Source organism: Corynebacterium maris DSM 45190 (genome assembly GCF_000442645.1).
Lineage (GTDB): Bacteria > Actinomycetota > Actinomycetes > Mycobacteriales > Mycobacteriaceae > Corynebacterium > Corynebacterium maris.
In genome coordinates this window covers 609485-633111 of record NC_021915.1, presented here as the reverse complement: position 1 = coordinate 633111, position 23627 = coordinate 609485, and the positions used below count along the sequence as shown (strand labels likewise).

Below are 23627 nucleotides of genomic sequence, written 5' to 3'. Positions count from 1 at the left end.
CCGTTTCTATTTCGCCCACATCCATGGGCCGTTATACGGTGAGCCCATGCCTGTAGACCACCAGAGAGCGCTCCGCGCCGCCGCCTTGGTGATGGTCGCCGCCGCCGGGCTCACAGCGTGCAGTCCCTCGGGCGCCTCCGTCGACCACAACGACCGGACCGTCGCCGCAAACTCGGCCGGAGCCGGCGTCACCCCCCTGGGAGACGCCGACACCACACGCAAGACTCTCCGCCCCGAAGCCCCGGCCCAACTGGTGGTCTCGAACGTCCGCGTGGGCAGCCACGCCGGCTTCGACCGGGTCATCTTCGACCTCTCCGGCTCCGGCGACCCCGGTTGGTTCATGGACTACACCGACAACCCCGTGCAGCAGGGATCCGGCAAATCGATCTCCCACCACGGCGCCGTCGCCCTGAACGTCAACATCGACGGCACCACCTACCCCTTCGAGCTGGGGATGGACGACCCCCAGATCGGCACCGTCCAGGGGTCCGGCTCCGTCACGGAGGTCATCAGCGCAGGCACCTTCGAAGGCCGCTCCCAGTTCATCATCGGCCTCGACAGCCAGCTGCCTTACTCCGTGGAAGTCCTGGAAGATCCCAGCCGAGTCGTCATCGACATTCTGCAGGCCTAGACACCGGGCAGTCGATGAGCGACTGCTAGCGTTGACCAGCATGGACGCTTATAGCAACATGCGCAGCCATCACACCCCGATCCCCACGCCGCCGCTCGTGCGCGTCGGGGCGTCGGTGCTGGTGGGCTTTTCCGTGGCCATCTTGGCCTCGCAGACCGCCATGGGGGCGGCCGTCGCGTTCGCCGTGGCCGCCGCGGCGCTGGCCATCCTGTTGACGCTGCGGCACCCCTACCGTGCCAGGATGAAGGCCTACGCAGAAATGCACGGCACGGACATGTTCCCCACGGTGCAGCAGATCATCCCGGTGTTCATCTGGTGGCTGCTGGCCATGCTCGCCCCGATCGCCAGTTTCCCCTGGTGGGGAGCACTCGCTGTCTGGTTGATCGGCTTCGGGTTCGCCTACCAACTTTTCCCGCACGTGGACGGCAGCCGTCGATTAGCCTTCGTCTAACCCGTGCGAGTGCGCCCAACGGGTCAACTGGTGGCGGTTGGACTGCTGGGTCTTCCGCAAGATGTTGGAGGCGTGCGTCTCCACCGTCTTCACGGAAATGAACAATTCCTTGCCGATTTCCCGGTACGTGTACCCGCGCGCCAGCAGGCGCAACACGTCAAGTTCTCGACGGGTGAGCGTATCGACGGCCGGGTCAGGCGCCTGTTCCTCTTCCTCCGCCACCGACCCGGCGAACGCGTCCAACACGAAACCCGCCAGCCGCGGCGAGAAATACGCGTCCCCGGAGTGCACCTGGCCGATGGCCTCCGCCAGCTCATCGCCCTCGATGTTCTTGGTGACATAGCCTCGGGCGCCTGCCCGGATGATCGCGATGACGTCTTCCGCCGCGTCCGACACGCTCAACGCCAGGTACGTTGCCTCCGGGGCGCCCTTGATCACGGCCAGGCCGCCACCGTCGGGCATGTGGACGTCGAGGAGCACCACGTCCGGATCCGTCTCCCCGATGCCGGCCACGGCCTCGGTGACGGTGCCCGCCTCGCCGACGACGTCGACTTTCGTGGACAACTCCGCCCGCACACCGGAGCGGAACACGGAATGATCATCGACGAGGAAGACTTTCACCATGTCTTCAGAATAACCTCTGTCCCCTCCCCCGGCGCACTCTTGATCTCCACGGAGCCGCCGACCTTGGTCACGCGCCCGCGGATCGAATCCCGGATCCCGTGCCGATCCTCCGGAATGCCCTCCGGATCGAAGCCGCTGCCCCGGTCGCGGACGAACACCTCGAGCCCGTCGAAAGCCTCCGCATACACGTCCACCTTGTCCACGCCCGCGTGTTTCGCCGCGTTGACCATCGCCTCCCTCGCCGCCAACACCACCGCCTGCGTCGCCTCGCCCAGCGACTGATCCGAGCCCACGGTCACGGGCGCGATCCGCACCCCGAACAGATCCTCCACCTCGCCGGCGGCCTTGTCCACGGCCCCGAAGACGGTCAATTCGACGGAATCCTGCGGCTCAAAGAGCCAGGTGCGCAACTCACGCTCCTGCCCCCGGGCCAGACGCGCCACCTCGGTGGGGTCATCGGCGCGTTTCTGGATCAGCGCCAGCGTCTGCAGCACCGAGTCGTGCAGGCGGGAGGCGATTTCCTCGCGCTCCTCCGCGGCGGCCTTCTCCGCCAACGAGTCCCGCACCTTCACCAACGCCGGCACCGCGAAGACGGCCACCCCGGCGAGCGTGAACAACACGGCGAACATCGCCCCCACAAAAGCAGTGCCCGTGTTCCACACCGCCAACCCGGACACCAGGCCGGCGAGCATCAGGGCGGCGCCGCCGAGCAACGACCCCACCACACCGGTGCCGCGGTCGTAGCCCCGCCACACCAGGAACACGCCCGCGCCCACGACCACCAGCGGGAGCAGCGCCCACCCGGGGAGGTTGGTCACCGTCGTCGCCGCCAGCGCGGCCACCGCCATGCCCACGGCCGCCAACACCCAATACGCGCCGCGGGAGAGCGAGCGCCTCTCCGGCGGGGCGGCGTCGAGCTCCGCCTGCCGGGTAAACACCCACAACCCCGCGTAGGCCAGGGCCCCCAGGCCGGACAGACCCGTGAGCACCACGAAGGCGAGGCGCACCCAGAGCACGTCGACGCGCAGATGCAGCGCGAGCCCGGCGGCCACCCCAGCGATCACGCGGTGCCGGGTGGGGCGCGTGTACGTGGGATAGGCCTCTGCCGGCGGGGAAATCGTCATAAGATTCATCTTCCCACGGCCCGGTTTTCCCCACATCAGGGCAAACCCTGAGCCCCAAAAATCAGGGCAGACCCCGATACCTTTTCCCCGCCGGCCGGGACAGACTTAAACCATGAGCCTCCAAGAGACCATCACCCGCATGTGGGAGACCCGCCCACCCAGAATCCCCTCCGACCAAGGCGGAAACGCCAAGGTCGCCGGCGTGGCCGAAGGCATCGGCGTGCGCTATCAAATCGATCCGGCCATCGTCCGCATCGCCTTCGTCGTCGCCACGCTGTCCGTCGGCGGCGGCGTCGCGGCCTACCTGCTGGCCTGGCTGTGCATGCCGCGCTACGGCATGTCCGTCGCCCCGATCCAGGCCATCGCCCGCCCGAGCGACCGGCTTGACGACGTCGAAAAGAAAGAGCGCCCCGCCGGCTGGTGGCTGTTGATTTTCTTCGTCCTCTTCTCAGGGGTGCTCACACTGGGCACCGGGGGGCTCGGCGCCACCGCCCTGCTGGGCATCGTCGCCCTGCTGGTCGCCTGGTGGGGGCTGCATCTGAAAGAGCCGCTCCCGCCCGCGGGCCTGATCACGCAGGCCCCCGACCCCATGCCGCAGCCTGTGGACCTCAGCGGCTTCACTTATCCCGAGGGCTACGACACGCCGCGCCAGACGCCGCCGGCGTGGGACCCGCTGGGCACCGCCCCCTTCGCCTGGGACCTGCCGGAGCCCCCGCCGCGGGAAACCCCGAAGAAGAAGCGTCCGAAAATATGGCTGTGGGTGTTCGGCGGCTTCGCCGTCACCCTACTGCTGGTCTCGTTGGCCGCCAGCTGGTTCCTTCCGCGAAATTACGACGTCGGCGAACAAAATCACGCCCCCACCACGACGGAGCAACTGGCCGACAACTACAACAGCGACGTCGGCGAATTGACCCTGGACCTGCGGGGGCTGGAAAGCCTCGACTCCGCCCGCACCGTCGCCGTGCACCCGGGCATCGGGGAAACCACCGTCTACCTCCCCCAAGACGTCCCCACCACCCTGGTCTGCAGCGAGAACGAAGGCCTCGGCGACCGCTCCTGCGCCTCCGGGCAGTACAACGACGACGCCGCCGGCGCAGAGCTCACGCTCCACATCGGCGGCGGTCAGGTCGGGGAACTCGAGGTTATTCCCACTCGATAGTTCCCGGCGGCTTGGAGGTCACGTCGAGCACGACGCGGTTGACCCCCTCCACCTCGTTGGTGATGCGGGTGGAGATCTTCTCCAGCACCTCATACGGGATGCGGGCCCAGTCCGCGGTCATGGCGTCCTCGCTGGTGACCGGACGCAGGACGATCGGGTGGCCGTAGGTGCGGAAATCACCCTGGACGCCGACGGAACGGACGTCGGCGAGCAGAACCACCGGGCACTGCCAGACCTGGTCGTCGAGGCCGGCGGCGGTCATCTCCTCACGCGCGATGAAATCAGCGTCACGCAGCAGGTCAAGACGTTCCTTGGTGACCTCACCGATGATGCGAATGCCCAGGCCCGGGCCCGGGAACGGCTGGCGACCGACGATGGCCTCCGGCAGCCCCAACTCGCGGCCGACCGCACGGACCTCGTCCTTGAACAGCAGACGCAGCGGCTCGACCAGCTTGAACTCCACGTCATCCGGCAAACCGCCGACGTTGTGGTGGCTCTTGATCATGGAGGTGCCGTTGCCGCCGCCAGACTCGACGACGTCCGGGTACAGGGTGCCCTGCACCAGGAACTCGACCTCCTTGCCGTCCATCGCCTGGGCGACGGCGCGTTCGAAGGCGCGGATGAACTCGTTGCCGATGGCCTTGCGCTTCGCCTCCGGTTCGGAGACGCCGGCCAGCTTGGCCAGGAAAGCCTCCGACTCGTCCATCGTGATGAGTCGGACGTCGGTGGCGGCGACGAAATCGGTCTCCACCTGCTGACGCTCATACTTGCGCAGCAATCCATGGTCCACGAACACACAGGTCAGACGGTCACCGATGGCGCGTTGCACGATGGCGGCGGCCACCGCCGAATCCACGCCGCCCGACAGTCCGCAGATGGCGTGACCGTCGCCCACCTGCTCGCGGACGTCGTCGATGAGCTGCTCGGCGATGTTCTCCGCAGTCCAGGTCGGCTCCAGGCCGGCGACCTCAGTGAGGAAGCGGGTGAGCACCTCCTGGCCGTGCGGGGAGTGCTTGACCTCCGGGTGGTACTGCACGCCGGCCATCTTCTTCTCGAGGTTCTCGAAGGCCGCGACCGGGGCGCCGTTCGTCGAGGCGGTGACGGTGAAGCCCGCAGGGGCCTCCGTCACGGCGTCGCCGTGGCTCATCCACACCATGTTGGTCTCGCCCTCGTGCAGCGCGCCGCCGTCAATCATCAGCTGGGTGCGGCCGTACTCGCGCTTGCCGGTCTCGGCGACGGTGCCGCCCAGAGCCTGAGCCATGGTCTGGAAGCCGTAGCAGATGCCGAAGACCGGGATCCCCAGCTCAAAGACCTCCGGGTCCAGCGACGGGGCGTCCTCCGAGTAGACGGACGACGGGCCACCGGAGAGCACCAGGGCGGCCGGGTTCTTCGCCTGAATATCTTCGGCGGTGGCGGTGTGCGGGATGACCTCGGAGTAGAGATTGGCCTCGCGCACACGGCGGGCAATGAGCTGAGCGTACTGCGCACCGAAATCGACGACGAGAACGGGCTGAGGGGTCTGCTGAATCACAAACCTGATCCTACTACGCTGTCCCTGGATTTCTTAGCCGAGGTGAGCGGCCACCGCCTCCACCCGATCCCGCACACCCTTTGGATTGGGGCCGGGCTCCCCTGCCACACGTTCCGCCAGCGCATCCAACTCGCTTATCGACGCCGCCGTGTTCTCCGAGGCAGAGCGGACTTCTTCGACCAGCCGGTGGACCCCCGGAGGGAAGGAAGCAAAGTCGGTGTCCTCCAGCCAGCCGGCGATGACGTCGCCCGGCACCCCCATCAGGGAAATCAGCGACCGCACCTTGGCTCCCACCCGCGCGGCCAACCGTTCCCGCTCCACTGCCCGGGCCGCGAGATCGTCGGCGTCGACGCGGAGGGCGGCGATGAGCTGCGGACTCGGCTCGACGTCGGCGGCGAGGGCGTGCAACCGCGCGAGCGCGACATGGAAACCGGCGCGGGAACCGGCCCGGCGCAGGGAGTCCACGAGTTCCGACAGTTCCGCGACATGTTCGTCGACGATGCCGTGCATCGTTACCCACGACTGCAATGGTGCGAGCAACAGGGTGCGTTCCGGCCCGGAGACCTCGAGGGCTGCCATCTCCGCGCCCACCCGAGCGGCCGCGGCGGCCTCCTCGGCAAGGCGCTCCCCCGGGTCTTCGGTGGCCGGGGCGGTGTCCCGCCACGCCGCCATGAACTTCTCCAGCTCCTCGTGGAACTCCCGGAGCAGCTCGTCTTCGAGGTGCGGCGGGCCGTGCGTGGCCACCTCGGCGGGCAGGGCCTCCCACTGCCACCGCTCATAGGAATTACGGGTATCCGGGGCGTCCCCGACGGCGTCAGCCCGGGGCGGGATCTCGACGGCGAGCCGGCCGTCGTCGGTGAGCGGGGTGACGGCCACCAGCGCGCGGTCATTGAGGTAGCCGACGGCGGGGCGACCGGCCTCGAGGATTTCCCGTGCCACCTCCGGCAGGTCCGGCTCCCCTTGCGGGAGGGACACGACGGCGGGACGGGACTGCGGCGACGGTGCGGGCACTGGGCGTCGACCCCTTTTCTGCGTTGCTGCGACGGAAATACCGCCCCAGACTACTCCTGCATCAGAAGCTCGCGGAGATGCCCACCTTTTGGAAGGACTTCAGGTCGGTGTAACCGCACTTCGCCATGGAGCGGGTCAGGCCACCTACCAGGTTCTGCAGGCCGTGCGGGTCCGCAGAGGGGCCGTGCAGGATTGTCTCCAGGGTGGCGCGCTGGTCCGTGACCTGCTCGATCACGCCGCGCGGGAACCGTGGGTGGGCTGCCGAGGACTGCCAGAAGTGTCCGGGCGCGGCGGACTCTTCCGCGGCCGCGAGCGGGGTGCCCAGCATGACGGCGTCCGCGCCGCAGGCGATCGCCTTGGCCATGTCGCCGGAGGTGCGCAGCTCGCCGTCCGCGATGATGTGGACGTAGCGGCCGCCGGTCTCGTCGAGGTACTCGCGGCGGGCCGCCGCGGCGTCGGCGATGGCCGTGGCCAGTGGGGTCTCGATGCCCAGGGCCGCGGCCGAGGTGTTGGTGCCGCCGCCGACGATGACCCCGGCCGCGCCGGTGCGCATCAGGTGCATCGCGGTCGAGTAGTCCGACACCGCGCCGGCGATGACCGGGATCTCCAAGGAGCCGATGAACTCCTTGAGGTTGATCGGGTCCCCGCCCTTGGCCACGTGCTCCGCGGAGATGATGGTGCCCTGGATGAACAGCAGCTCGGTGCCGGCGGCGATGACCTCCGGGGCGATTTCGCGGGCGTTCTGCGGGCTCACGCGCACCGCGACGGTGGCGCCGCTATCGCGGACGTCGCGGATGCGCTCGGCGAGCAGTTCATAATCGAGCGGGGCCGCGTGCAGCTCCTGCAGCACGCCAGTGGCCTCCCGCGGGCCGGACGCCGCCAGCACCCGGCCGATCGCGCCGTCCAGGTCGCGGTGGCGGCCCCACAGCCCCTCGGCGTTGATGACCGCCAGGCCGCCCTGCACGCCCATTTCCTTGGCGAACTCCGGCGACGCCAGCGCGTCGGTCGGGTGCGACACCACGGGGGTGTCGAAGGAGTAGGCGTCGATGCTCCAGGTCGTGTCCACGTCCTTGGAGGAACGGGTGCGCCGGGACGGCACCAGGGTCAAGTCATCCAGATGCCAGGTGCGGCGGGCTTCCCGGCCGATACCGATTTCGACGTATTCGCGCATGTGCTGCTCCCAATCCTCACAGATGATGTCGGAGGCTCACTTTACCGCACCGGCGCAGGAAAACACCGCCCGGCCTTGACGGCACGGGCGGTGTCAACGAGAGCGCTTAGCGGTAGTTCGGCGCCTCGACGGTCTGGGTGATGTCATGCGGGTGCGACTCACGCAGGCCGGCCTGGGTGATCTGGACGAACTGCTTGGTCTGCAGCTCCGCGATGGAGGAGGAACCGGTGTAGCCCATGGCCGCGCGCAGGCCGCCGACGATCTGGTGCGTGATGTTGCCGATCTCGCCGCGGTACGGGACCTGGCCCTCGATGCCTTCCGGGACCAGCTTGTCTTCGCTCTTGACGTCCGCCTGGAAGTAGCGGTCCTTGGAGTAGGAGCGCTTCTCCCCGGACAGGCCGCGGCCCTGCATGGCGCCCATGGACCCCATGCCGCGGTAGCGCTTGTACTGCTTGCCGTTGACCACCACGACGTCGCCCGGGGACTCGGCGGTGCCGGCCAGCATGGAGCCGAGCATGACGGTGTCGGCGCCGGCGGCGAAGGCCTTGGCCACGTCACCGGAGTACTGCATGCCGCCGTCGGCGATGATCGGCACGCCCGCGGCCTTGGCCGGGACGGAGGATTCGAGGATGGAGGTGATCTGCGGGGCGCCGACGCCGGCGACGACACGCGTGGTGCAGATGGAGCCCGGGCCGATGCCGACCTTGATGCCGTCGGCGCCGGCGTCGATCATGGCCTGCGCGGCCTCGCGGGTGGCGAGGTTGCCGCCGATGACGTCGACGTGGGCGCCGAAGTCCTTCTGCACGCGGGAGACCATCTCGAGCACCCGGTTGTTGTGGGCGTGGGCGGAATCCACGACGAGTACGTCCACGCCGGCGTCGACCAGCTGGCCGGCGCGCTCGTAGGAGTCGGCGCCGGTGCCGATGCCCGCCGCCACCAGCAGACGTCCCGTGGAGTCCTTCGACGAGTTCGGGAACTGCTCCGTCTTCACGAAGTCCTTGACGGTGATCAGGCCCGTGAGCTTGCCGGCGGAGTCGATGATCGGGAGCTTCTCGATCTTGTGCTCGCTCAGCAGCGCCAGAGCCTCATCCTTGGAGACGCCCTCCTGTGCCACGACCAGCGGCATGGGGGTCATGACCTCGGAAGTCGGGCGGTTAGTGTCACGCTCGAAGCGCATGTCGCGGTTGGTGATGATGCCCACGAGCGTGCCCTCGGAATCGACGACCGGCAGACCCGAGATCCGGAAGCGGGCGCACAGCTCATCGACCTCGCCGATGGTCATCTCCGGAGTCGCGGTGACCGGGTCGTTGACCATGCCGGACTCGGAACGCTTGACGATCTCGACCTGCCCGGCCTGCTCCTCCGAGGACAGGTTGCGGTGCAGGACGCCGATGCCGCCCTGACGGGCCATGGCCACGGCCATGCGGGCCTCGGTGACCGTGTCCATCGCCGCGGAGGCGATCGGCAGACCGAGACGGATGTTGCGGGTGAACTGGGAGGAGGTGTCCACTTCGCTCGGGACGATGTGGGACTCTGCGGGCAGCAGCAAGACATCGTCGAAAGTCAGTCCGCGGAGGGCAACCTTGTTCGGGTCGTCTCCACCGGTGTGGATGCGCTGGTCGGTCATGAGGGCACTCCTTTTAAAGGCTATGAGGACTCGTCGAGTTGCTTACACCTTAAACCCGAATCGCCCCATGAGAGAATCTACGGGGAATTGCCCCGGAACGTCCTCCACAATAGGGTGACCAGTGTGAACTACGACTCGATGATGCCACGCGACCCGTTCGCTGACGACCCCAACGATCCGGCGTCCTTCCTCGAGCCGGAAGAACCGGCCGTGCCGCTGACCCCCGAAGAGCGCGAGGCCACGTTGCACGATCTGGCGATCGTCCGTGAATGCCAAGAAATTCTGCTCCCCCGGGGGATCCTCGGCGTCTGCTTCCTCTGCGAGGACTGCGACGTGATGCACTACTACGACTGGGAGATCATGGCCGCGAACATGCAGGCCAGCCTGACCGGAGAGCTCGCCCCCGTGCATGAGCCGGGCGCCGACCCCGCCATCGACGCCTACGTCCCCTGGGACTACGCCCTGGGCTACCTCGACGGCCGCGAGGGCCGCTAGCCCCTCACTACTGCCCCGGCGGCGACTGCGGCGTTTCCGCCGGCGCCTGCGTCGGGGCCGGCGACGTCGGCTCCGCACTCTGCGTCGGCTGCGGGTTCGGCTGCACCGGCACCTGCTGAGTGACCGTGACCGTGGCAGTGGCCGTGGCAGTCTGGGTCTGCGTTTGAACCTGGGTGACCGTGGTGGGCTCCGCCGTGACGGTGGTCGTGCCCGGGGCGGGCGCCGCCGCGGTGGGCTCCGGGGCCGACTCAGCCTCGTCGGCCGGCGCGGGGCTTTCCGTGAGCGTGACGGTGCTCCTGGCGACGGAACGCTCGGTGACGGTGCCCGGGGCAGGAGCGCCGGCGGGGCGCGCGCGCTCCAGGTCGGAGACCAACCGGCGAGCCTCGTCCACCAAGACGCGGGTGGACTCCATGTCGCCGTCCGCCGCGTGGGTCTCGATTTCATCCAACTTGCCGGCCAACTCGACGACGGTCGGGTCCGAATCATCCGCGCTGACGCCTAAGTAGGTGACGCCCACACCGGCGATGAGGACGGTCGCCGCCGCCGCGCCGATCAGGCCGTGCACCCACGGGCGGGAACGACGGCGACGGCCGGCCATCGGGATGACGGCGGCCTCGTCGTCGGCGCCCTCGACCTTCGGGGCCGGCGGCATCTGCGCCTCGACGTCGTCCCGCAACGCAAGCAAAACCTGCGCCAGCTCATCGTCCTCTGCGGCCTCGCCCCGGGACAGGCCAGTGATATAAGCGTCATCCTCCACCAACGGCGCAAGCTGGCGGGTGACGTCGGTGGGTTCGTTGTCCTTGCGCTCCATCAGTCTGTGGCTCCTTGTCTCTCCAGGGTTTTCCGCAGGGACGCCAAGGCACGGTGTTGGGCGACCCGGACAGCGCCCGGTGTGCTTGAGACGATGGCTGCAGTTTCCTCTGCGGTCAGGCCGACATAGATCCGGAGGATCAGTATTTCGCGGGCCTTCTCACTCAATGAATCGAGAAGCACGCGCGCTCTGTTACTTCCGTCTTGGTCCAGAGCGTGCTGTTCGGGGGTGTCGACGTCGTTGACGGAGTCCGGCACGTCGGCGGTCGGGTTGGAGTGATCCCGGGACATGGACCGGTGGGCGTCCGCGACCTTGTTGAAGGCGATGCCGTAGACGAAAGCCATGAACGGCTTACCTTTGTCCACGTATTTTCCGATGCCCGTCGAGATCGCCAGACAGACCTCCTGCGCGACGTCCTCCGCGGTGGGTGACTTGCCCCCGCCGATCCGGGCGCGGGCATAGCGCAGTACGCGGGGATGGACCACCTGGATGATCCGCTGCAGGGCCCGACGATCCCCATCCTTCGCCAGCGGAACAAGCTCCGCCAGTTCCCGGTCGGTGTCAGTGTCGCTCACGAGGCCTCCAGAGCCGCCAGTTCTTCTTCATGCTTCTTTATGGGTCGATCCATACTACCGCGAGGCGCCCGCCCCCTCACCTGACAGGCATTTCCTAAAGTTCACCGACCTTTAACCTTCAGCAAAACCCCAGCTCAAGGCCAGCCCAGGAAGGCGAGTCACAAGGAATGAACGATAAGGCAACTATTTGGTCACATTTTGTTAACCATGATCTACCACACTCCCTGACGTGGCGCTCGCCGGCAAATGGCCGCATCACCGCGTGTCCGACCAGCCCCGACCGCTCGATTCCAGAAATCTGTAGTGGCACTAAGGAGAATAACCATGGCTCAACCGCACCTGCTTCCCGGACCAAACGCTGACTTCTGGGACTGGCAGCTGCACGGCTCTTGCCGGGGCAAAGATTCCGACGTCTTTTACCACCCCGACGGAGAGCGGGGCCGCGCACGCGCCCAGCGCGAAAACCGCGCCAAGACCATCTGCAACGACTGTCCGGTGCTCACCATGTGCCGCGAGCACGCCCTGAAGGTCGCCGAGCCCTACGGCATCTGGGGCGGGTTGTCCGAGTCCGAGCGCTCTAATCTGCTGCGCAGCCGCACCAAGCGCACCCGCGTCGCGGTCTAACCGAGGCCACCACAACGAAAAACACCCTGGGATTCCACGAGGAACGCCCAGGGTGTTTTTAAACCGCTGTTAGTGGTGGTGGTGTCCGTGGACGCCGTGGCCGGCGCCCTCCTCCTGCGGCTTGTCGACGACCGATGCTTCCGTGGTCAGAACCATGCGGGCGATCGACGCTGCGTTGACCACAGCGGTGTGGGTGACCTTGACCGGGTCCAGGACGCCCTGCTCGATGAGGTTGCCGTATTCGCCGGTAGCGGCGTTGTAGCCCTCGTCATTGGCCATCTCACCGACGCGGTTGACCACGACGGAGCCGTCGAGTCCGGCGTTTTCGGCGATCCAGTAGGCCGGCTTGGTCAGTGCGCGGGCCAGCGTCAGCACGCCGGTGCGGGCCTCGCCGGAGAACTCCTCGGCGTAGGTCTCCAGCCGCTTGGCGATCTGCACCAGCACCGAACCGCCGCCAGCGATGACGCCCTCCTGCACGGCTGCGCGAGCCGCGTTGATGGCGTCTTCGACGCGGAGCTTACGCTCGTTGACCTCGGTCTCGGTGGCTGCGCCGACCTTGATCACGGCCACGCCGCCGGACAGCTTGGCCAGTCGCTCCTCGGCCTTTTCCTTGTCCCAGGTGGAGTCGGTGGTCTCGATCTCGCGTCGGATGCTCTCGCGGCGGGACTCGAGGTCCTCCGCGGTGCCTGCGCCGTCGACGATGACGGTGTCGTCCTTGGTCACGGTGACGCGACGGGCGGAGCCGAGCACCTCGACGTCGACCTCGCTGAGGTTGACGCCGACCTCGGGGTCCACGACGGTCGCGCCGGTGACCACGGCCAGGTCATCCATGAACGCCTTGCGACGTTCCCCGAAGTACGGGGACTTCACGGCGACGGCCTTGATGGTCTGGCGGATGTTGTTGACCACGAGGGTCTGCAGCGGCTCGCCCTCGATGTCTTCGGCGATGATCAGCAGCGGGTTACCGGTGCCGACGATCTTCTCCAGCGCGGGCAGGAAGTCCGGCAGGGAGGAGATCTTGTTGCGCACGAGCAAGATCACCGGGCCGTCCAAGACGGCCTGCTGGGAATCCTGGTCGGTGACGAAGTACGGCGAGAGGTAGCCCTTGTCGAAGGAGACGCCCTCGGTGACGTCGACGGAGGAGTCGATCGTCTGGGACTCTTCGACGGAGAGCACGCCGTCCTTGCCGACCTTTTCCATGGCGTCGGCGATGACGCGGCCGACCTCGGCGTCGCGGGAAGAGACGGTCGCGATGCTCGCGATGTCCTCGGAGGAGGACACCGGAGTGGCGCGGGCCTTCAGCTCCTCGACGGTCTTCTCTGCCGCGGCCTGGATGCCGCGGTTGAGTTCGACCGGGTTGGCGCCGGCCGCGACGTTGCGCAGGCCCTCGTGGACGAGTGCCTGGGCCAGCAGCGTGGCGGTGGTGGTGCCGTCGCCGGCGATGTCGTTGGTCTTGACGGCGACGGACTTCACCAGCTGGGCGCCGAGGTTCTCGAAGGGGTCCTCGACGTCGATTTCACGGGCGATGGTCACACCGTCGTTGGTGACGGTGGGGCCGCCGAAAGCCTTGTCCAGGACCACGTTGCGGCCCTTGGGTCCGAGGGTGACCTTGACGGTGTCGGCGAGCGTGTCCACGCCCCGCTGGAGGCCTTCGCGGGCCTCCTGATCAAATGCAATGAGCTTTGCCATAAGGGGCGCCTACCTTACTTTTCGACGACTGCGAGCAGGTCGCGGGCGGACAGGAGCAGGAACTCCTCGCCGTCGTACTTCAGCTCGGTGCCGCCGTACTTGGAGAACACGACGACGTCGCCTTCCTTGACGTCGACCGGGATGCGGTTGCCGGCGTCGTCAAGCTTGCCCGGGCCCACGGCCACGACGGTGGCCTCCTGCGGCTTCTCCTGGGCGGAGTCCGGAATGACCAGTCCGGAAGCAGTGGTGGTCTCTGCTTCGACGATCTGAACCAGGACCTTGTCCTCGAGCGGGCGAATGTTGACGTTAGCCACGATATTTCCTCCGTGCAGTTGAATGAGTTGTATGTGCCGGTTGCGCTGCCAGCACAGCCGTCGTCGCGGGTGAACAACTGTGGGTAAGACAACCTGACTGGCACTCTACCCCCGCAAGTGCCAGCACTCAACCCCAACGCCTGCCAGCCGGTTTTAGACGTCCATGCGCCCCAAGTTGCGCACCGCATTGCGCCACAGCACGTACTCGTCCGGATAGTCCTCGCAGTAGTTTTCGGCGGCCCGCACGCCGTCCTTGACCTCCTCCACCTCCTCATCCGTGAGATCCCCGCCATCCCGCGCCACGATGACCGCCGGCCCACAGACCCCGGTCGTCGGGTCAGTGAAAAAGGCCGAATTTCCCGTCCGCGCCCGGTTCACCCCTAATGACACCACCGGGTTCGGATCCATCTCGTGGGCCCGGGCCTCAGGACTAAAAAGCGCGGAAAGTCTCGTGCCGCCTTCCGTGAAGATCACCTCGACCGACTCCGGACTGGTGCCGTGCAAAAACTGGGCGACGTTATCCTTCCCGAAAGAAACCCTCCGGTGGGACATGTCAGGGCCGACAAAAAATCCGTTAATCACAAGTGTCTCCGTTACTCAATCAAAGCTACGTGGAAGCTCACCTCAGATTACGCGAGGCACCCCCTTAGCGCTCATACACAGATAGCCGGGAAGTTATCAGGCAACCGTTATAGAAGTAATTGCTTGATCGTCCAAACAGGAAGCGCTGAAAGTCAGCAAGCGATTAGCTCACCAGCGGGATCTCCACCTCCAGGGAGGGGTCGGTGCCGGCGGTCAGGGAGGAGGCGTGGGCGCCTTCGTGGACCAGCTGGGCCGCCAGCGCCGCGATCATCACGCCGTTGTCGGTGCACAGATTGAAACGTGGGACGCGCAGTTCGATGCCGGCGTCATCGCACCGCTCCTGGGCCAGTCCACGTAGCCGTGAGTTGGCGGCCACTCCCCCGCCCAGCAGCAGCGTGTGTGCTCCGACGTCCTGGCAGGCGCGGATGGCCTTGGCCGTCAGCACGTCGGCGACGGCCTCTTGGAAGGAGGCGCACACGTCTTCGACGGAGATGACCTCGCCGTTGCGTTCCGCCGCTTCGACGTAGCGGGCGACGGCGGTCTTGAGCCCGGAGAAGGAAAAGTTGTGGCGGTGCTCGCCGCGGGCGTCCTCCGCACGCATCAGGGCGCGGGGGAACTTGATCGATGCCTCCCCGCGCTGGGCGAGCTTGTCGATCACCGGCCCGCCCGGATATCCCAACCCGAGCAGGCGGGCGACTTTGTCGTAGGCCTCGCCGGCGGCGTCGTCAAGCGTGGAGCCCAGCTCGCGCATGGGCTTGCCCACGGCCTCGACCTCCAGCAGCTGGGTGTGCCCGCCGGAGACCAGCAGCGCCACCGAGTGCGGCAGGGATGAGCCGTCGAGGTTGGCCACGGCGACGTGCCCGCCGAGGTGGTTGACGCCGTAGAAGGGCACGCCCCAGGCCGCGGCGTAGCCCTTCGCGGCGGACGCGCCGACCAGCAGGGCACCGGCCAACCCGGGGCCCACGGCGGCGGCGACGGCGTCGGGCTTGGCCACGCCCGCCTCTTCCAGAGCGGCCGTCATGACCTGCGGCAGCGCCTCCAGATGGGCGCGGGAGGCGATCTCCGGGACGACGCCACCGAAGCGGGCGTGCTGCGACATAGAGGAGGCGACCTTATCGGCCAGCACGGTCATCGTGCCGTCCTCGGCCAGTTCCACCACGCCCACGCCGGTCTCGTCGCACGAGGACTCGATTCCGCAGATGATCATCTCTCACTCCTGGATTTCCGGATCATGGTGTAGGCGTCCGCGCGGGACGCCGGGTAGTAGTTTTTGCGCGTGGCCAGGATGGTGAACCCGTAGGCCTCGTACATCGCGATGGCCGCGTCGTTGTCGGTGCGCACCTCGAGGAACATCTGGCCGTCGTGTTCGTCGGCGACGTGGACGAGCTGGTCCATCATCATCCGCGCCACGCCACGGCGCTGGTGGTCGGGGTCGACGCCGATGGTGTGGACCTCAAACTCGGGGTCGTCCTTCGGCCCGAGGATCGCTATCCCTCCGTAACCGATCAATTCCCCGTTTTCTTCCACCCCAACGTAAAAGTTATGCGGGGCGGAAAACTCCACGAGGAACACGTCGCGGGGCCAGGGGCCGTCGCCGGCGAAAAGCTTTTCCTCGAGCTCGGCGCAGCGGGTGGCGTCGGCGCGGGTCAGCCGTCGCAGAATCACACCTCCACCTCCGGGATCGCCGGAGATTTGGGCGTCGGCTTCGGCGGCACCGCATCCGGGCGGCGCAGGTACGCCGGCTGCAGCGGGGCCGGCTCAGCGTCCAGGCCCACGCAGGCGACCAGGCCGGCGGCCCGGGGCGTGAGGTCAACGTAATCGGCCTCGACGTCGAGCTGCTCCGCCAGCCGCTCCGGGACGGAGACCGTCTCTACCCCGTGCGGCAGGACGAGTTCAGCGGGTTTGACCACGTCGGGGCCGGCGGTACGTACGCCGTCGTCATAGGTGGCCCAGTAGATTTCCTTGCGGCGCGCGTCGGTGGCCACCAACGCCCGGCCCTTAAGCTGCCGGGCGATCGCGTCGTGGGTGCCCACCCCGTGCACGGGGATCCCGACGGCGTGGGCGATGGCGGAGGCGGTGGACATGCCCACGCGCAGGCCGGTGAACGGACCCGGACCGTGGCCCACGACCACGGCGCCCAGGTCGGCGAAGGTCACGTCGGCCTCGGCGAGCAGCCGCTGGATGGCGGGCACGAGGTTCTCGTTGTGGTTGCGCGTGGAGCTCACCAGGTCGCGGGACTGACCGGCGTCGGTGTCCACGAGCCCGGTGACGAGGTCGGAGGTGGCGGTGTCGATGGCGAGAACTAGCACGCCTTCAACTCTAAACCAGCAGCTGCCAACCGCCCTGCTCGGTCTGCGCCAACGGCACCAGCGCGTTGGCCGGGACCGGGTAGGTCTGGGCCGTGCACAGGTCGATGGAGTCGCGGGCGATGGCGTCGTACTCGGTGGTGCCGTCTTGGCGCACCAGCATGAGGTAGTTCATGTCCTGCGGGACCGCACCGTCCAGTTCCAGGGCGGAGGCGTCCACGCCGTAGAACTCGGAGATGTCCTGTTCGGTCATGCCCGGGCAGATGAAAGCGGCGAAGGCGAACTCCTCGCCGTAGACGTCGGCCGGGGCGACGGCGGTGGCGGTCAGGTTCAGGTCCTCGACCTCGGCGACGGTCCCCTCGATACCGCCGTCGGCGAAATGGCTTTCCGAAGGGTTGCCCTGCGCCAGGATGACCATGCCCGCGAGCAGTACGATCCAGATGGCGGCGATGGCCCCGACGAGGGTTTTGAGAGTGGCGTTCATGGGACACACCCTAATCACAACAACAGGACGACGAGCACCTGGGAGGCCACGATCTTGCCGATCATGGCCGTCGGATACACCGTCGCGTAGCCGCGGCCAGGCAATTCAGTGCCTGTCTGGCCGTTGAGATAGGAGATGACGGCGGGGTTAGTGGTGAAGCCGGCGGCCACACCCATCGACTCATCCCAGGTCAACGAAAGCACGCGCCGGCCGAGGACGCCGGTGATCAGGGCGGCCGCCAGCGTCAGCACCAGCCCGGCGCCGATGTAGGACAGCGAGGACGGGTCGGTCAACGCGCTGCGGAAACCCGCCCCGGCGGACGTGCCCACCCCGGCGAGGAAGAGCGCCAGCCCGAGGGTCTGCATCGTGCGGTTGGCGTGGAACGGCATCTGCCAGGTGACCGGGCCGGTGCGGTTCGCCGCCCCCAGGATCAGCCCCGCGACGATGGGCCCGCCGCCGAAGCCGAGTGTGAGCACGGTATCGCCGGGCAGCGGGATGGGGATCAGGCCGATCGCCAAACCGATGGCCAGGCCCAGGGCGAACGGCAGCAGGTCGACGTCGCCGAGTTTGCGTTCCGAGTCGCCGAGGAAAGTGCGGATCTCCTGCATCCGCCCCGGCGCGGCGATGACGCGGACGCGGTCGGAGTAGTTGAGCACGGTGCTGGGGCTCGGCACGGATTCGGAGTCGCCGGTGCGTACCCGGGCGATGAGGAAGCCGTGGTTGACGGTGTCCAGTTCGCCGACCGTGCGGCTGGCGACCTCCGGGGAGGAGACGGTGAAGCGGGAGTAGACGAGTTCGGTGTCTTCGATTTTGGCGTCGTAACCGGTGCCGAGGGCCTCGATGGCGGCGTCGACGGCTGACTCCGTGCCGTTGATCACCAGCCGCATGCCTTCGCGCAGCGGCATGGTGGGGTCGGCGAGTTCGTGGTGGTCTTCGTCGTCGGCGATGCGGGTGGCGATGATCTTTTCGTCGACGATGTTGCAGAGGTCGCCGATGCGTCCCCGGACGCCGGGGCCGATCTCCACGCCGCGCCAGACGAGTGGTTCGGTGAGCATGCCTTCGGAGGCGGCCGCGGCGCGGTGGTCGACTTTGAGGACGGCGGCGCCGACCGCGGCGACGACGATGGTGCCGATCACCGCGCCCGGATAGGCCAGCGAATAACCGACGACGGGGGCCTGCCCGTCCGCCGGGTCGACCATGGAGACGATCGCCGCCATGCCGGGCGTGGAGGACAGGGATCCGGCGAACATGCCCGCGCCCGTGAGCGGGTCCAGGCCCAGCCACCGGATGAGCAGGGCGCCCAGGCCGACCAGCGCCACGATCAGCGCCAGCGCGTAGACGGTGACTTTCCAGCCGCGGGTGGCAAATTCCCGGAAGAACGCGGGCCCGGCCTGCAGCCCGATGGCGTAGACGAAGACGGCCAGGCCCAGCTGGTACAGCAGCGGCGGGATCTGGATCTCGGGGTTGGCGGTCGCCAGGCCGAGGGCCACGAACAGCACGGCGGCGGCGCCGAGGGAGATCCCGAAGACGCGGACCTTGCCCAGCGCCAGGCCCACCGCGAGGATGAGGACGAGGGTGAAGAGGATGTTGTCTGCGAGGAAGTCGAGTACGCCGGTCACACCCGCCGACTCTAGTGGAGCTCCCAGCTGGCGAGGCGGGCCTCGGATTCCGGGTCTTCTAAGGTGGCGGTGGTGCGGTCGAGGGTGATCAGCAGGTAGGACGAGGAGATCTGTTCGACCAGGCCGCCGCCCCATTCGGCCACGACGACGGCGTCGGTCAGCGCGCTGTCCAGGTCGAGGGCGTCGAGTTCGCCGAGCGGGTCGCCGCCGCCTTCCCCGAGCAGGCGGTAGGCGTCGACGTGGATGAGGGCGGGGCCGCCGTCCAGCGAACGGTGCTCGCGCGCGATGACGAAGGTCGGGGACGTCACCCGCCCCTTGACGCCGAGGCCACGGGCGAGTCCCTGGGTGAAGGTGGTCTTGCCTGCGCCGAGCGGCCCGTCGAGGATGACCACGTCGCCGGCCTCCAGGGCGTGGCCGACTTCTTCCCCGAAGGCCTGGGTGTCGGCGGCGGTCTCCAGGCGGCGGGCGCCGGAGGCGTCGAAGTCTTTCACTTACAGGCCTCCCTCGTAGGTGCGGACGGTGCGGCCCTTCGGCAGGCAGGCCACTTCGTAGTTGATGGTGCCCAGCATATCGGCCAGTTCCGCAGCGGACATGCCGCCGGGCCCGAAGAGCACGGCCTCGTCGCCCTGCGCCACGCCGTAGGGGTTTTCGCCCAGGTCGACGATGATCTGGTCCATGCACACCCGCCCGACTTGCGGGTACAGTTTGCCGCCGATGCCGACTTCCAGCGCGCCCTGCACCCGGCGCGGCAGCCCGTCGGCGTACCCGCACGGGATGACCGCCAGATACCCGTCTTGTTCCGCGCGCCAGGTCAGGGAATAGCTGGTGCCTTCCCCCGCCTTGATCGGCTTGACGACGACCACGTCGCCCGCCCACGTCATCGCCGGTGTGAGTCCGTGGTCGCCGGGCAGCGGGTCCAGGCCGTAGAGGATCAGGCCCGGGCGGACTTGGTCGAAGTACAGGTCGGGGCGGGTCAGGGTCGCCGGGGAGTTGGTCAGGTGGTTGATCGGCAGATCCAGGCCGAGCCCCCTGCCCAGGGCGACGGCGCGGCGGAAGACTTCCGCCTGGGCGTCGGTGAAGGGGTCCTGCGGTTCGTCGGCGCAGGCCAGGTGGGAGAACACGCCGGTGACGGTGAGGTGCTCCGCGTCGCGCAGCAGGGTGAAAGCCTCTTCCCAGTGCGCTTCGTCGATGCCGGAACGGTGCATGCCGGTGTCCGCCATCACGGCCACGCGGGCGGGGATGGCGGCGTCGACGAGGGCGCGGGCGTGCGTCAGGGAGGGCACGCCCAGTTCCACGCCGCGGCTGAGCGGTTCGGCGAGGTCCTCGTCGGCGCTCCAGATCCAGGCGAGGACGGGCAGTTCCGTGTGTTCGGTCAGCGCGACGGCCTCCGCGATCGTGGCGACGCCGAAGCGGTCGGCCCCGTTGTCCGCCATCACTTTCGCGACGCGGTCTGCGCCATGGCCGTAGGCGTCGGCCTTGACCACGGCCATCAGCTCCGCCGGGGCCACGAGGTCCTTGACCAGGCGGGTGTTGTGGGCGATGGCGTCGAGATCGATGCGCGTGCGAAGCAGGTTCATGGCAGCTGATTGTGCCACTTGTGCGGGGCGTTGGGCGAGTCCGTGGGGCCGGGGAGACGCGTGTGGCCGCGAGTGTGCCTTAGGCCAGACGCAGCACCCCGAAACTGTCCGGGGTGCGTCTATATGTCTGGCCTGCGGGACGCGCGGAGCGGAAGGGTCCGTAGGGAGGTCACACGCCGGCCGGCATGGTCTGCAGCAGTCGTCGGTCCTTGTCCGTCAGCTGCGGGACGCCCCGGCTGGACAACAGCGTGCCCAGCACCGCCTTGAGCGCGAAGTACGGGTCGTCGACCATGCTGTGCGCCCGCCAGCCGATGTGCTTGTCCGGGCGGACCAGGATCACGCCGTCTTCCTCGACTTCGCGCTGGCGCAGCCAGTCGCCGTAGAGGTCCTGGTGCTGTTCTCCTTCGCCGATGACCACGGCCTTGATCTCCATGCCGGTCTCCGCGGCGAGCTTCTCCGCGGCTTCCGCCCAGGCGCGGCCGTTGATGCCGGTGAAGAGGGTGAAGCCGGTGCCGGTGGAGACGTCGTGGGTGGAGTACTTGTTCCTGGCGTCGCCGAGCCAGGCGTGCGGCAGGCGCAGTCCCGGGTAGGTGGACTTCTGGTGGTGCAGCATCGGGTCCTCGGTCACCTCGGGGCGGCCGTTGCCGTCGCAGAGTGTAGCCGTGGAGTCGTAGAACTGGCCGATCTCGGTGCCCTGGGCGTTGAACTCGTAGTCCTTGTTGTTCAGGGCGGCGCGCAGGGCCTTGCACCGGGCCGCGCCCTCGGGCGTCGGCGCCTTGCGCAGTTTGAGCTTCTCGATGAACTCTTCGTCGTTTTTCGCGTCCCGGACGCCGAGGGCGTCGAAGATCGGCGCGTACTCGCGGCCGGAGTCGTTGGCGCGGGTCACGATCTGCTTGGCGACGGGCGCGCGCTCCGCCGAGTAGGTCTCCAACAGCTCGTCGCCGGCGTGCCCCTTGAGCACCATGGCGATCTTCCAGGCGAGGTTGTAAGAGTCCTGGATCGAGGTGTTCGAGCCCAGTCCGTGGCTCGGCGGGTGGCGATGGGCGGCGTCGCCGGCGATGAACACGCGGTCTTTCTGCATGTGGGTGGCGTACTGCTCGTTGTTGCCCCACAGGGAGTAGCCGGTGATCTCCATCTCCAGATCGGGGACGCCCACGAGCTTGCGGACGATGCGTTTGGCCTCTGCCTCGTCGAGCTCCGGCTCCTCGCCGTTGATGTCGTAGCCCCAGACGACGAGCCACTCGTTCCAGGGGCGCACGCACCGGATCAGGCCGGCGCCGAGGCCGCCGATGTTGGAGCCCGGCGAGAAGACCCAGTACAGGATCGAGGGGCGGTGGGCGACCAGGTGGGACAGGTCCGCCTTGAACTGGATGTTCATGGAGCCGCCGATGTCCATCGCGCCCTCGAAGGGGGTGTCGATGTCCGCGGCGACCTTGGAGCGCGCCCCGTCGGCGCCGATGAGGTACTTCGCCCGGATGGTGTATTCGTGGCCGCTGAGGCGGTTGCGCACCACGACGCTGACGCCGTCGGCGTCCTGCTCGTGGGAGACGTACTCGGTGGAGAACTGCGTCTGGGTGCCGCGCTTGGTGGCGTTTTCCAGCAGGATCGGCTCCATCAGCGTCTGCGGCAGGTCGCACGGCATCGACGGCGAGGCCAGTTCGTAGTCGGCGCGCCGGTCGGGGGCATAGCCGAAGATCGGGCGGCGGCCGATTTCCTCGCCGGCGAGCGACTCGCAGTACACGGTGTCGCCCATCTGGTCGTGCGGGACGGCCTCGGCGAGCACCTCGTCCTCGACGCCGGCGTCGCGGAGGACTTCCATGGTGCGCTGGTTGGTGATGTGGGCGCGCGGGGTGTTCGCGGTCCAGCGGTACTTGGTGATCATGATGTTGGCGATCCCGTGGGTGGACAGGAAGAGTGCCGCCGAGGCCCCGGCGGGGCCGGACCCGACGATCAGCACGTCGGTGGTGACGACGTCGTTGCGCTCAGGGGCCATGGTCTCAGCAATACCGTCGTGGAAAGCAGGCATCGTTCGCTCCTTGGTCTCGTGTGCGGGTGAGCGCCAATCAACGCTCCGTGAACCCGTTGAGAATAAGCTAGCTCTCACTCTTCGCTAAAAGTGATCCTCGACACAAGGTTGTCCGGTGGCGACAAAACGACGTCCGCTGCCGTGAAAATCACCCTGCAGTCATCACCGGGCCCTGCGCCACTGCAGCGGCGTGGAACCCGACTCCTCCTTGAAGGCGCGGCTGAAGGCCGCCTGGGAGGAAAATCCGCAGCGGGCGCCGATCTCCGCCATGGACATGCCCTGGTAGAGGGGGTTGGCGAGGATCGACTGCGCCAAGGCCACCCGGCGCGAACGCAGATACCCGGACACGCTGCTGCCCTGCTCCGCGAACGCCCGGGCCAGCTGACGCTGGCTGATGCCGACGGCCGCCGCCACCGCGGAGACCGTCAGACCCGCGTCCGCATAAGAGCGCTCGATGACGTCTTTGGCCGTGGCCACCAACCCCACGGCGGAGGAATTCGACGAGGTCAGGGCGCGGTGCAGCAACGCCCGCAGCTGTTCTTCCGCCACGGCGACCGCCGGGCCGTCGGCCACCCCGGAGCGTAGGGTCTGCGACAACACACGGGGCAACGCCTGCTCCGTGGCGCCCGTGGCGGGCCCGAAGTCGAAGACGAAAGGCAGCCGGTCCAGCGAGACACCGAAAGCCTCGGCGAACTCCGGCTCCGGGATCGTCAGCACCATCTCACGCAGCCCGCGGGGAAATCCGCGGGTAAACGGCCGGTCCCCGTGGTAGACCACCGCCTGGCCGGGATTCAGCTGCAGCATGCCTTCGCCGTGCAGGAAAAAACCTTCGCCTTCGAGGGCAAAGAACACCGCCACCACGCCGGTCGGATTTTCCCGGATGAAGGACTCGTTGCGCTCGACGATCTGTGCGCTGCCGGTGACGTTGGCCATCCGGACGGACGGCAGGACCAGGTTGGCCTGGGTGGCGTGCATCGGGGCGTCGTCGAGCGTGCGGATGTCCAGCGGGATCAGGGCCCGGGAGTTGTGCCCTTCCCAGAGCTCCACGCGTCCGTTGACGGGCAGGGACGCCGTCGAAAAGTTCAGTACCCGCGGATCCACGCGGGCCCCTCCTGGCTCAGTGCTCATCATGGTGAGCCCGATCGTAGGACACGGGTTGCCCAGGGGGAAGGGCATTCGCGCGCCCCGGTCCCCGA

25 protein-coding genes are annotated in these 23627 nt (G+C 67.8%); 5 read left to right on the top strand and 20 right to left on the bottom strand.

Translation table 11 applies throughout. From position 1 onward, the window contains the following. Positions 1–46: 46 nt before the first annotated feature. Both B841_RS03030 and B841_RS03025 read left to right on the top strand, forming a co-directional pair. On the top strand, positions 47–631 hold the full coding sequence (locus tag B841_RS03030; protein WP_041631714.1) for an AMIN-like domain-containing (lipo)protein: 585 nt from the start codon (positions 47–49) through the stop codon (positions 629–631). A gap of 40 nt (positions 632–671) precedes the next feature. Then, complete coding sequence (locus tag B841_RS03025) at positions 672–1082, top strand: hypothetical protein (RefSeq protein ID WP_020934012.1); 411 nt, start codon at positions 672–674, stop codon at positions 1080–1082. On the opposite strand, the gene B841_RS03020 is transcribed toward B841_RS03025, so the two are convergent. Both B841_RS03020 and B841_RS03015 read right to left on the bottom strand, forming a co-directional pair. Next, on the bottom strand, positions 1068–1706 hold the full coding sequence (locus tag B841_RS03020; RefSeq protein ID WP_041631713.1) for a LuxR C-terminal-related transcriptional regulator: 639 nt from the start codon (positions 1704–1706) through the stop codon (positions 1068–1070). The genes B841_RS03025 and B841_RS03020 overlap by 15 nt on opposite strands. Continuing rightward, the gene (locus B841_RS03015; protein WP_020934010.1) at positions 1700–2830 is read right to left on the bottom strand and encodes an ATP-binding protein; all 1131 of its coding nucleotides are present in this window, start codon (positions 2828–2830) and stop codon (positions 1700–1702) included. Before B841_RS03015 ends, B841_RS03020 begins: the two co-directional genes overlap by 7 nt. 112 nt (positions 2831–2942) lie before the next feature. Between B841_RS03015 and B841_RS03010 the strand changes: the two genes are divergently transcribed. Beyond that, the gene (locus tag B841_RS03010) at positions 2943–3989 is read left to right on the top strand and encodes a PspC domain-containing protein (protein ID WP_020934009.1); all 1047 of its coding nucleotides are present in this window, start codon (positions 2943–2945) and stop codon (positions 3987–3989) included. Here the strand turns inward: B841_RS03010 and guaA are convergent. From guaA to guaB, 4 genes are all read right to left on the bottom strand, one after another. Then, positions 3973–5520 (bottom strand): glutamine-hydrolyzing GMP synthase, encoded by a 1548-nt coding sequence (gene guaA, locus B841_RS03005; protein WP_020934008.1) that lies wholly within the window; start codon positions 5518–5520, stop codon positions 3973–3975. The genes B841_RS03010 and guaA overlap by 17 nt on opposite strands. A gap of 33 nt (positions 5521–5553) precedes the next feature. Next, complete coding sequence (locus tag B841_RS03000; protein ID WP_020934007.1) at positions 5554–6531, bottom strand: hypothetical protein; 978 nt, start codon at positions 6529–6531, stop codon at positions 5554–5556. Between the two features lie 61 nt (positions 6532–6592). Continuing rightward, positions 6593–7702, bottom strand: coding sequence for a GuaB3 family IMP dehydrogenase-related protein (locus B841_RS02995; protein ID WP_020934006.1), 1110 nt, complete (start codon positions 7700–7702; stop codon positions 6593–6595). Between the two features lie 106 nt (positions 7703–7808). Further along, on the bottom strand, positions 7809–9329 hold the full coding sequence (guaB, locus tag B841_RS02990; RefSeq protein ID WP_020934005.1) for an IMP dehydrogenase: 1521 nt from the start codon (positions 9327–9329) through the stop codon (positions 7809–7811). 123 nt (positions 9330–9452) lie between these two features. Here guaB and B841_RS02985 point away from each other — a divergent pair, with 123 nt between their 5' ends. Beyond that, entirely contained in the window at positions 9453–9824 is a 372-nt protein-coding gene (locus B841_RS02985; RefSeq protein WP_020934004.1) for a DUF5319 domain-containing protein, read from the top strand. A gap of 7 nt (positions 9825–9831) precedes the next feature. Here the strand turns inward: B841_RS02985 and B841_RS02980 are convergent, their stop codons facing one another. Next, a complete protein-coding gene (locus tag B841_RS02980) occupies positions 9832–10635 on the bottom strand; it encodes a hypothetical protein (RefSeq protein ID WP_020934003.1) in 804 nt (267 codons plus the stop codon). Beyond that, positions 10635–11210 carry a sigma-70 family RNA polymerase sigma factor gene (locus B841_RS02975; RefSeq protein ID WP_020934002.1) on the bottom strand — a complete coding sequence of 192 codons (576 nt, stop codon included), beginning with the start codon at positions 11208–11210 and terminating at the stop codon, positions 10635–10637. Before B841_RS02975 ends, B841_RS02980 begins: the two co-directional genes overlap by 1 nt. A gap of 324 nt (positions 11211–11534) precedes the next feature. On the opposite strand from B841_RS02975, the gene B841_RS02970 reads away from it, so the two are divergent. Then, positions 11535–11834, top strand: coding sequence for a WhiB family transcriptional regulator (locus B841_RS02970; protein ID WP_020934001.1), 300 nt, complete (start codon positions 11535–11537; stop codon positions 11832–11834). Between the two features lie 69 nt (positions 11835–11903). Here the strand turns inward: B841_RS02970 and groL are convergent, their stop codons facing one another. The 12 genes from groL to B841_RS02910 all read right to left on the bottom strand — a co-directional run bounded on the left by groL (position 11904) and on the right by B841_RS02910 (position 23562). Continuing rightward, a complete protein-coding gene (gene groL / locus B841_RS02965; RefSeq protein ID WP_020934000.1) occupies positions 11904–13523 on the bottom strand; it encodes a chaperonin GroEL in 1620 nt (539 codons plus the stop codon). 14 nt (positions 13524–13537) lie between these two features. After that, positions 13538–13837, bottom strand: coding sequence for a co-chaperone GroES (gene groES / locus B841_RS02960; RefSeq protein ID WP_020933999.1), 300 nt, complete (start codon positions 13835–13837; stop codon positions 13538–13540). Between the two features lie 153 nt (positions 13838–13990). Then, positions 13991–14341, bottom strand: coding sequence for a hypothetical protein (locus tag B841_RS02955; protein WP_245561056.1), 351 nt, complete (start codon positions 14339–14341; stop codon positions 13991–13993). A gap of 241 nt (positions 14342–14582) precedes the next feature. Further along, complete coding sequence (gene tsaD / locus B841_RS02950; RefSeq protein ID WP_020933997.1) at positions 14583–15626, bottom strand: tRNA (adenosine(37)-N6)-threonylcarbamoyltransferase complex transferase subunit TsaD; 1044 nt, start codon at positions 15624–15626, stop codon at positions 14583–14585. After that, a complete protein-coding gene (gene rimI, locus B841_RS02945) occupies positions 15623–16084 on the bottom strand; it encodes a ribosomal protein S18-alanine N-acetyltransferase (RefSeq protein ID WP_020933996.1) in 462 nt (153 codons plus the stop codon). The genes tsaD and rimI overlap by 4 nt, the downstream gene beginning before the upstream one ends. Then, entirely contained in the window at positions 16081–16728 is a 648-nt protein-coding gene (gene tsaB / locus B841_RS02940; RefSeq protein WP_020933995.1) for a tRNA (adenosine(37)-N6)-threonylcarbamoyltransferase complex dimerization subunit type 1 TsaB, read from the bottom strand. The genes rimI and tsaB overlap by 4 nt, the downstream gene beginning before the upstream one ends. 10 nt (positions 16729–16738) lie before the next feature. Then, a complete protein-coding gene (locus B841_RS02935) occupies positions 16739–17209 on the bottom strand; it encodes a hypothetical protein (protein ID WP_020933994.1) in 471 nt (156 codons plus the stop codon). A gap of 14 nt (positions 17210–17223) precedes the next feature. Further along, a complete protein-coding gene (locus B841_RS02930) occupies positions 17224–18828 on the bottom strand; it encodes an aspartate:alanine exchanger family transporter (RefSeq protein ID WP_020933993.1) in 1605 nt (534 codons plus the stop codon). A gap of 11 nt (positions 18829–18839) precedes the next feature. After that, positions 18840–19319, bottom strand: a complete 480-nt coding sequence (tsaE, locus tag B841_RS02925; protein ID WP_020933992.1) for a tRNA (adenosine(37)-N6)-threonylcarbamoyltransferase complex ATPase subunit type 1 TsaE — start codon at positions 19317–19319, stop codon at positions 18840–18842. Continuing rightward, positions 19320–20405, bottom strand: a complete 1086-nt coding sequence (alr, locus tag B841_RS02920; protein ID WP_020933991.1) for an alanine racemase — start codon at positions 20403–20405, stop codon at positions 19320–19322. It abuts the gene before it with no gap. A 169-nt stretch (positions 20406–20574) separates the two neighbouring features. Continuing rightward, on the bottom strand, positions 20575–22431 hold the full coding sequence (locus tag B841_RS02915) for an FAD-dependent oxidoreductase (RefSeq protein ID WP_020933990.1): 1857 nt from the start codon (positions 22429–22431) through the stop codon (positions 20575–20577). Positions 22432–22593: 162 nt separating this feature from the next. After that, positions 22594–23562: a helix-turn-helix domain-containing protein gene (locus B841_RS02910; protein ID WP_052337793.1), complete on the bottom strand. Its 969-nt coding sequence runs from the start codon at positions 23560–23562 to the stop codon at positions 22594–22596. Positions 23563–23627: the final 65 nt, after the last annotated feature.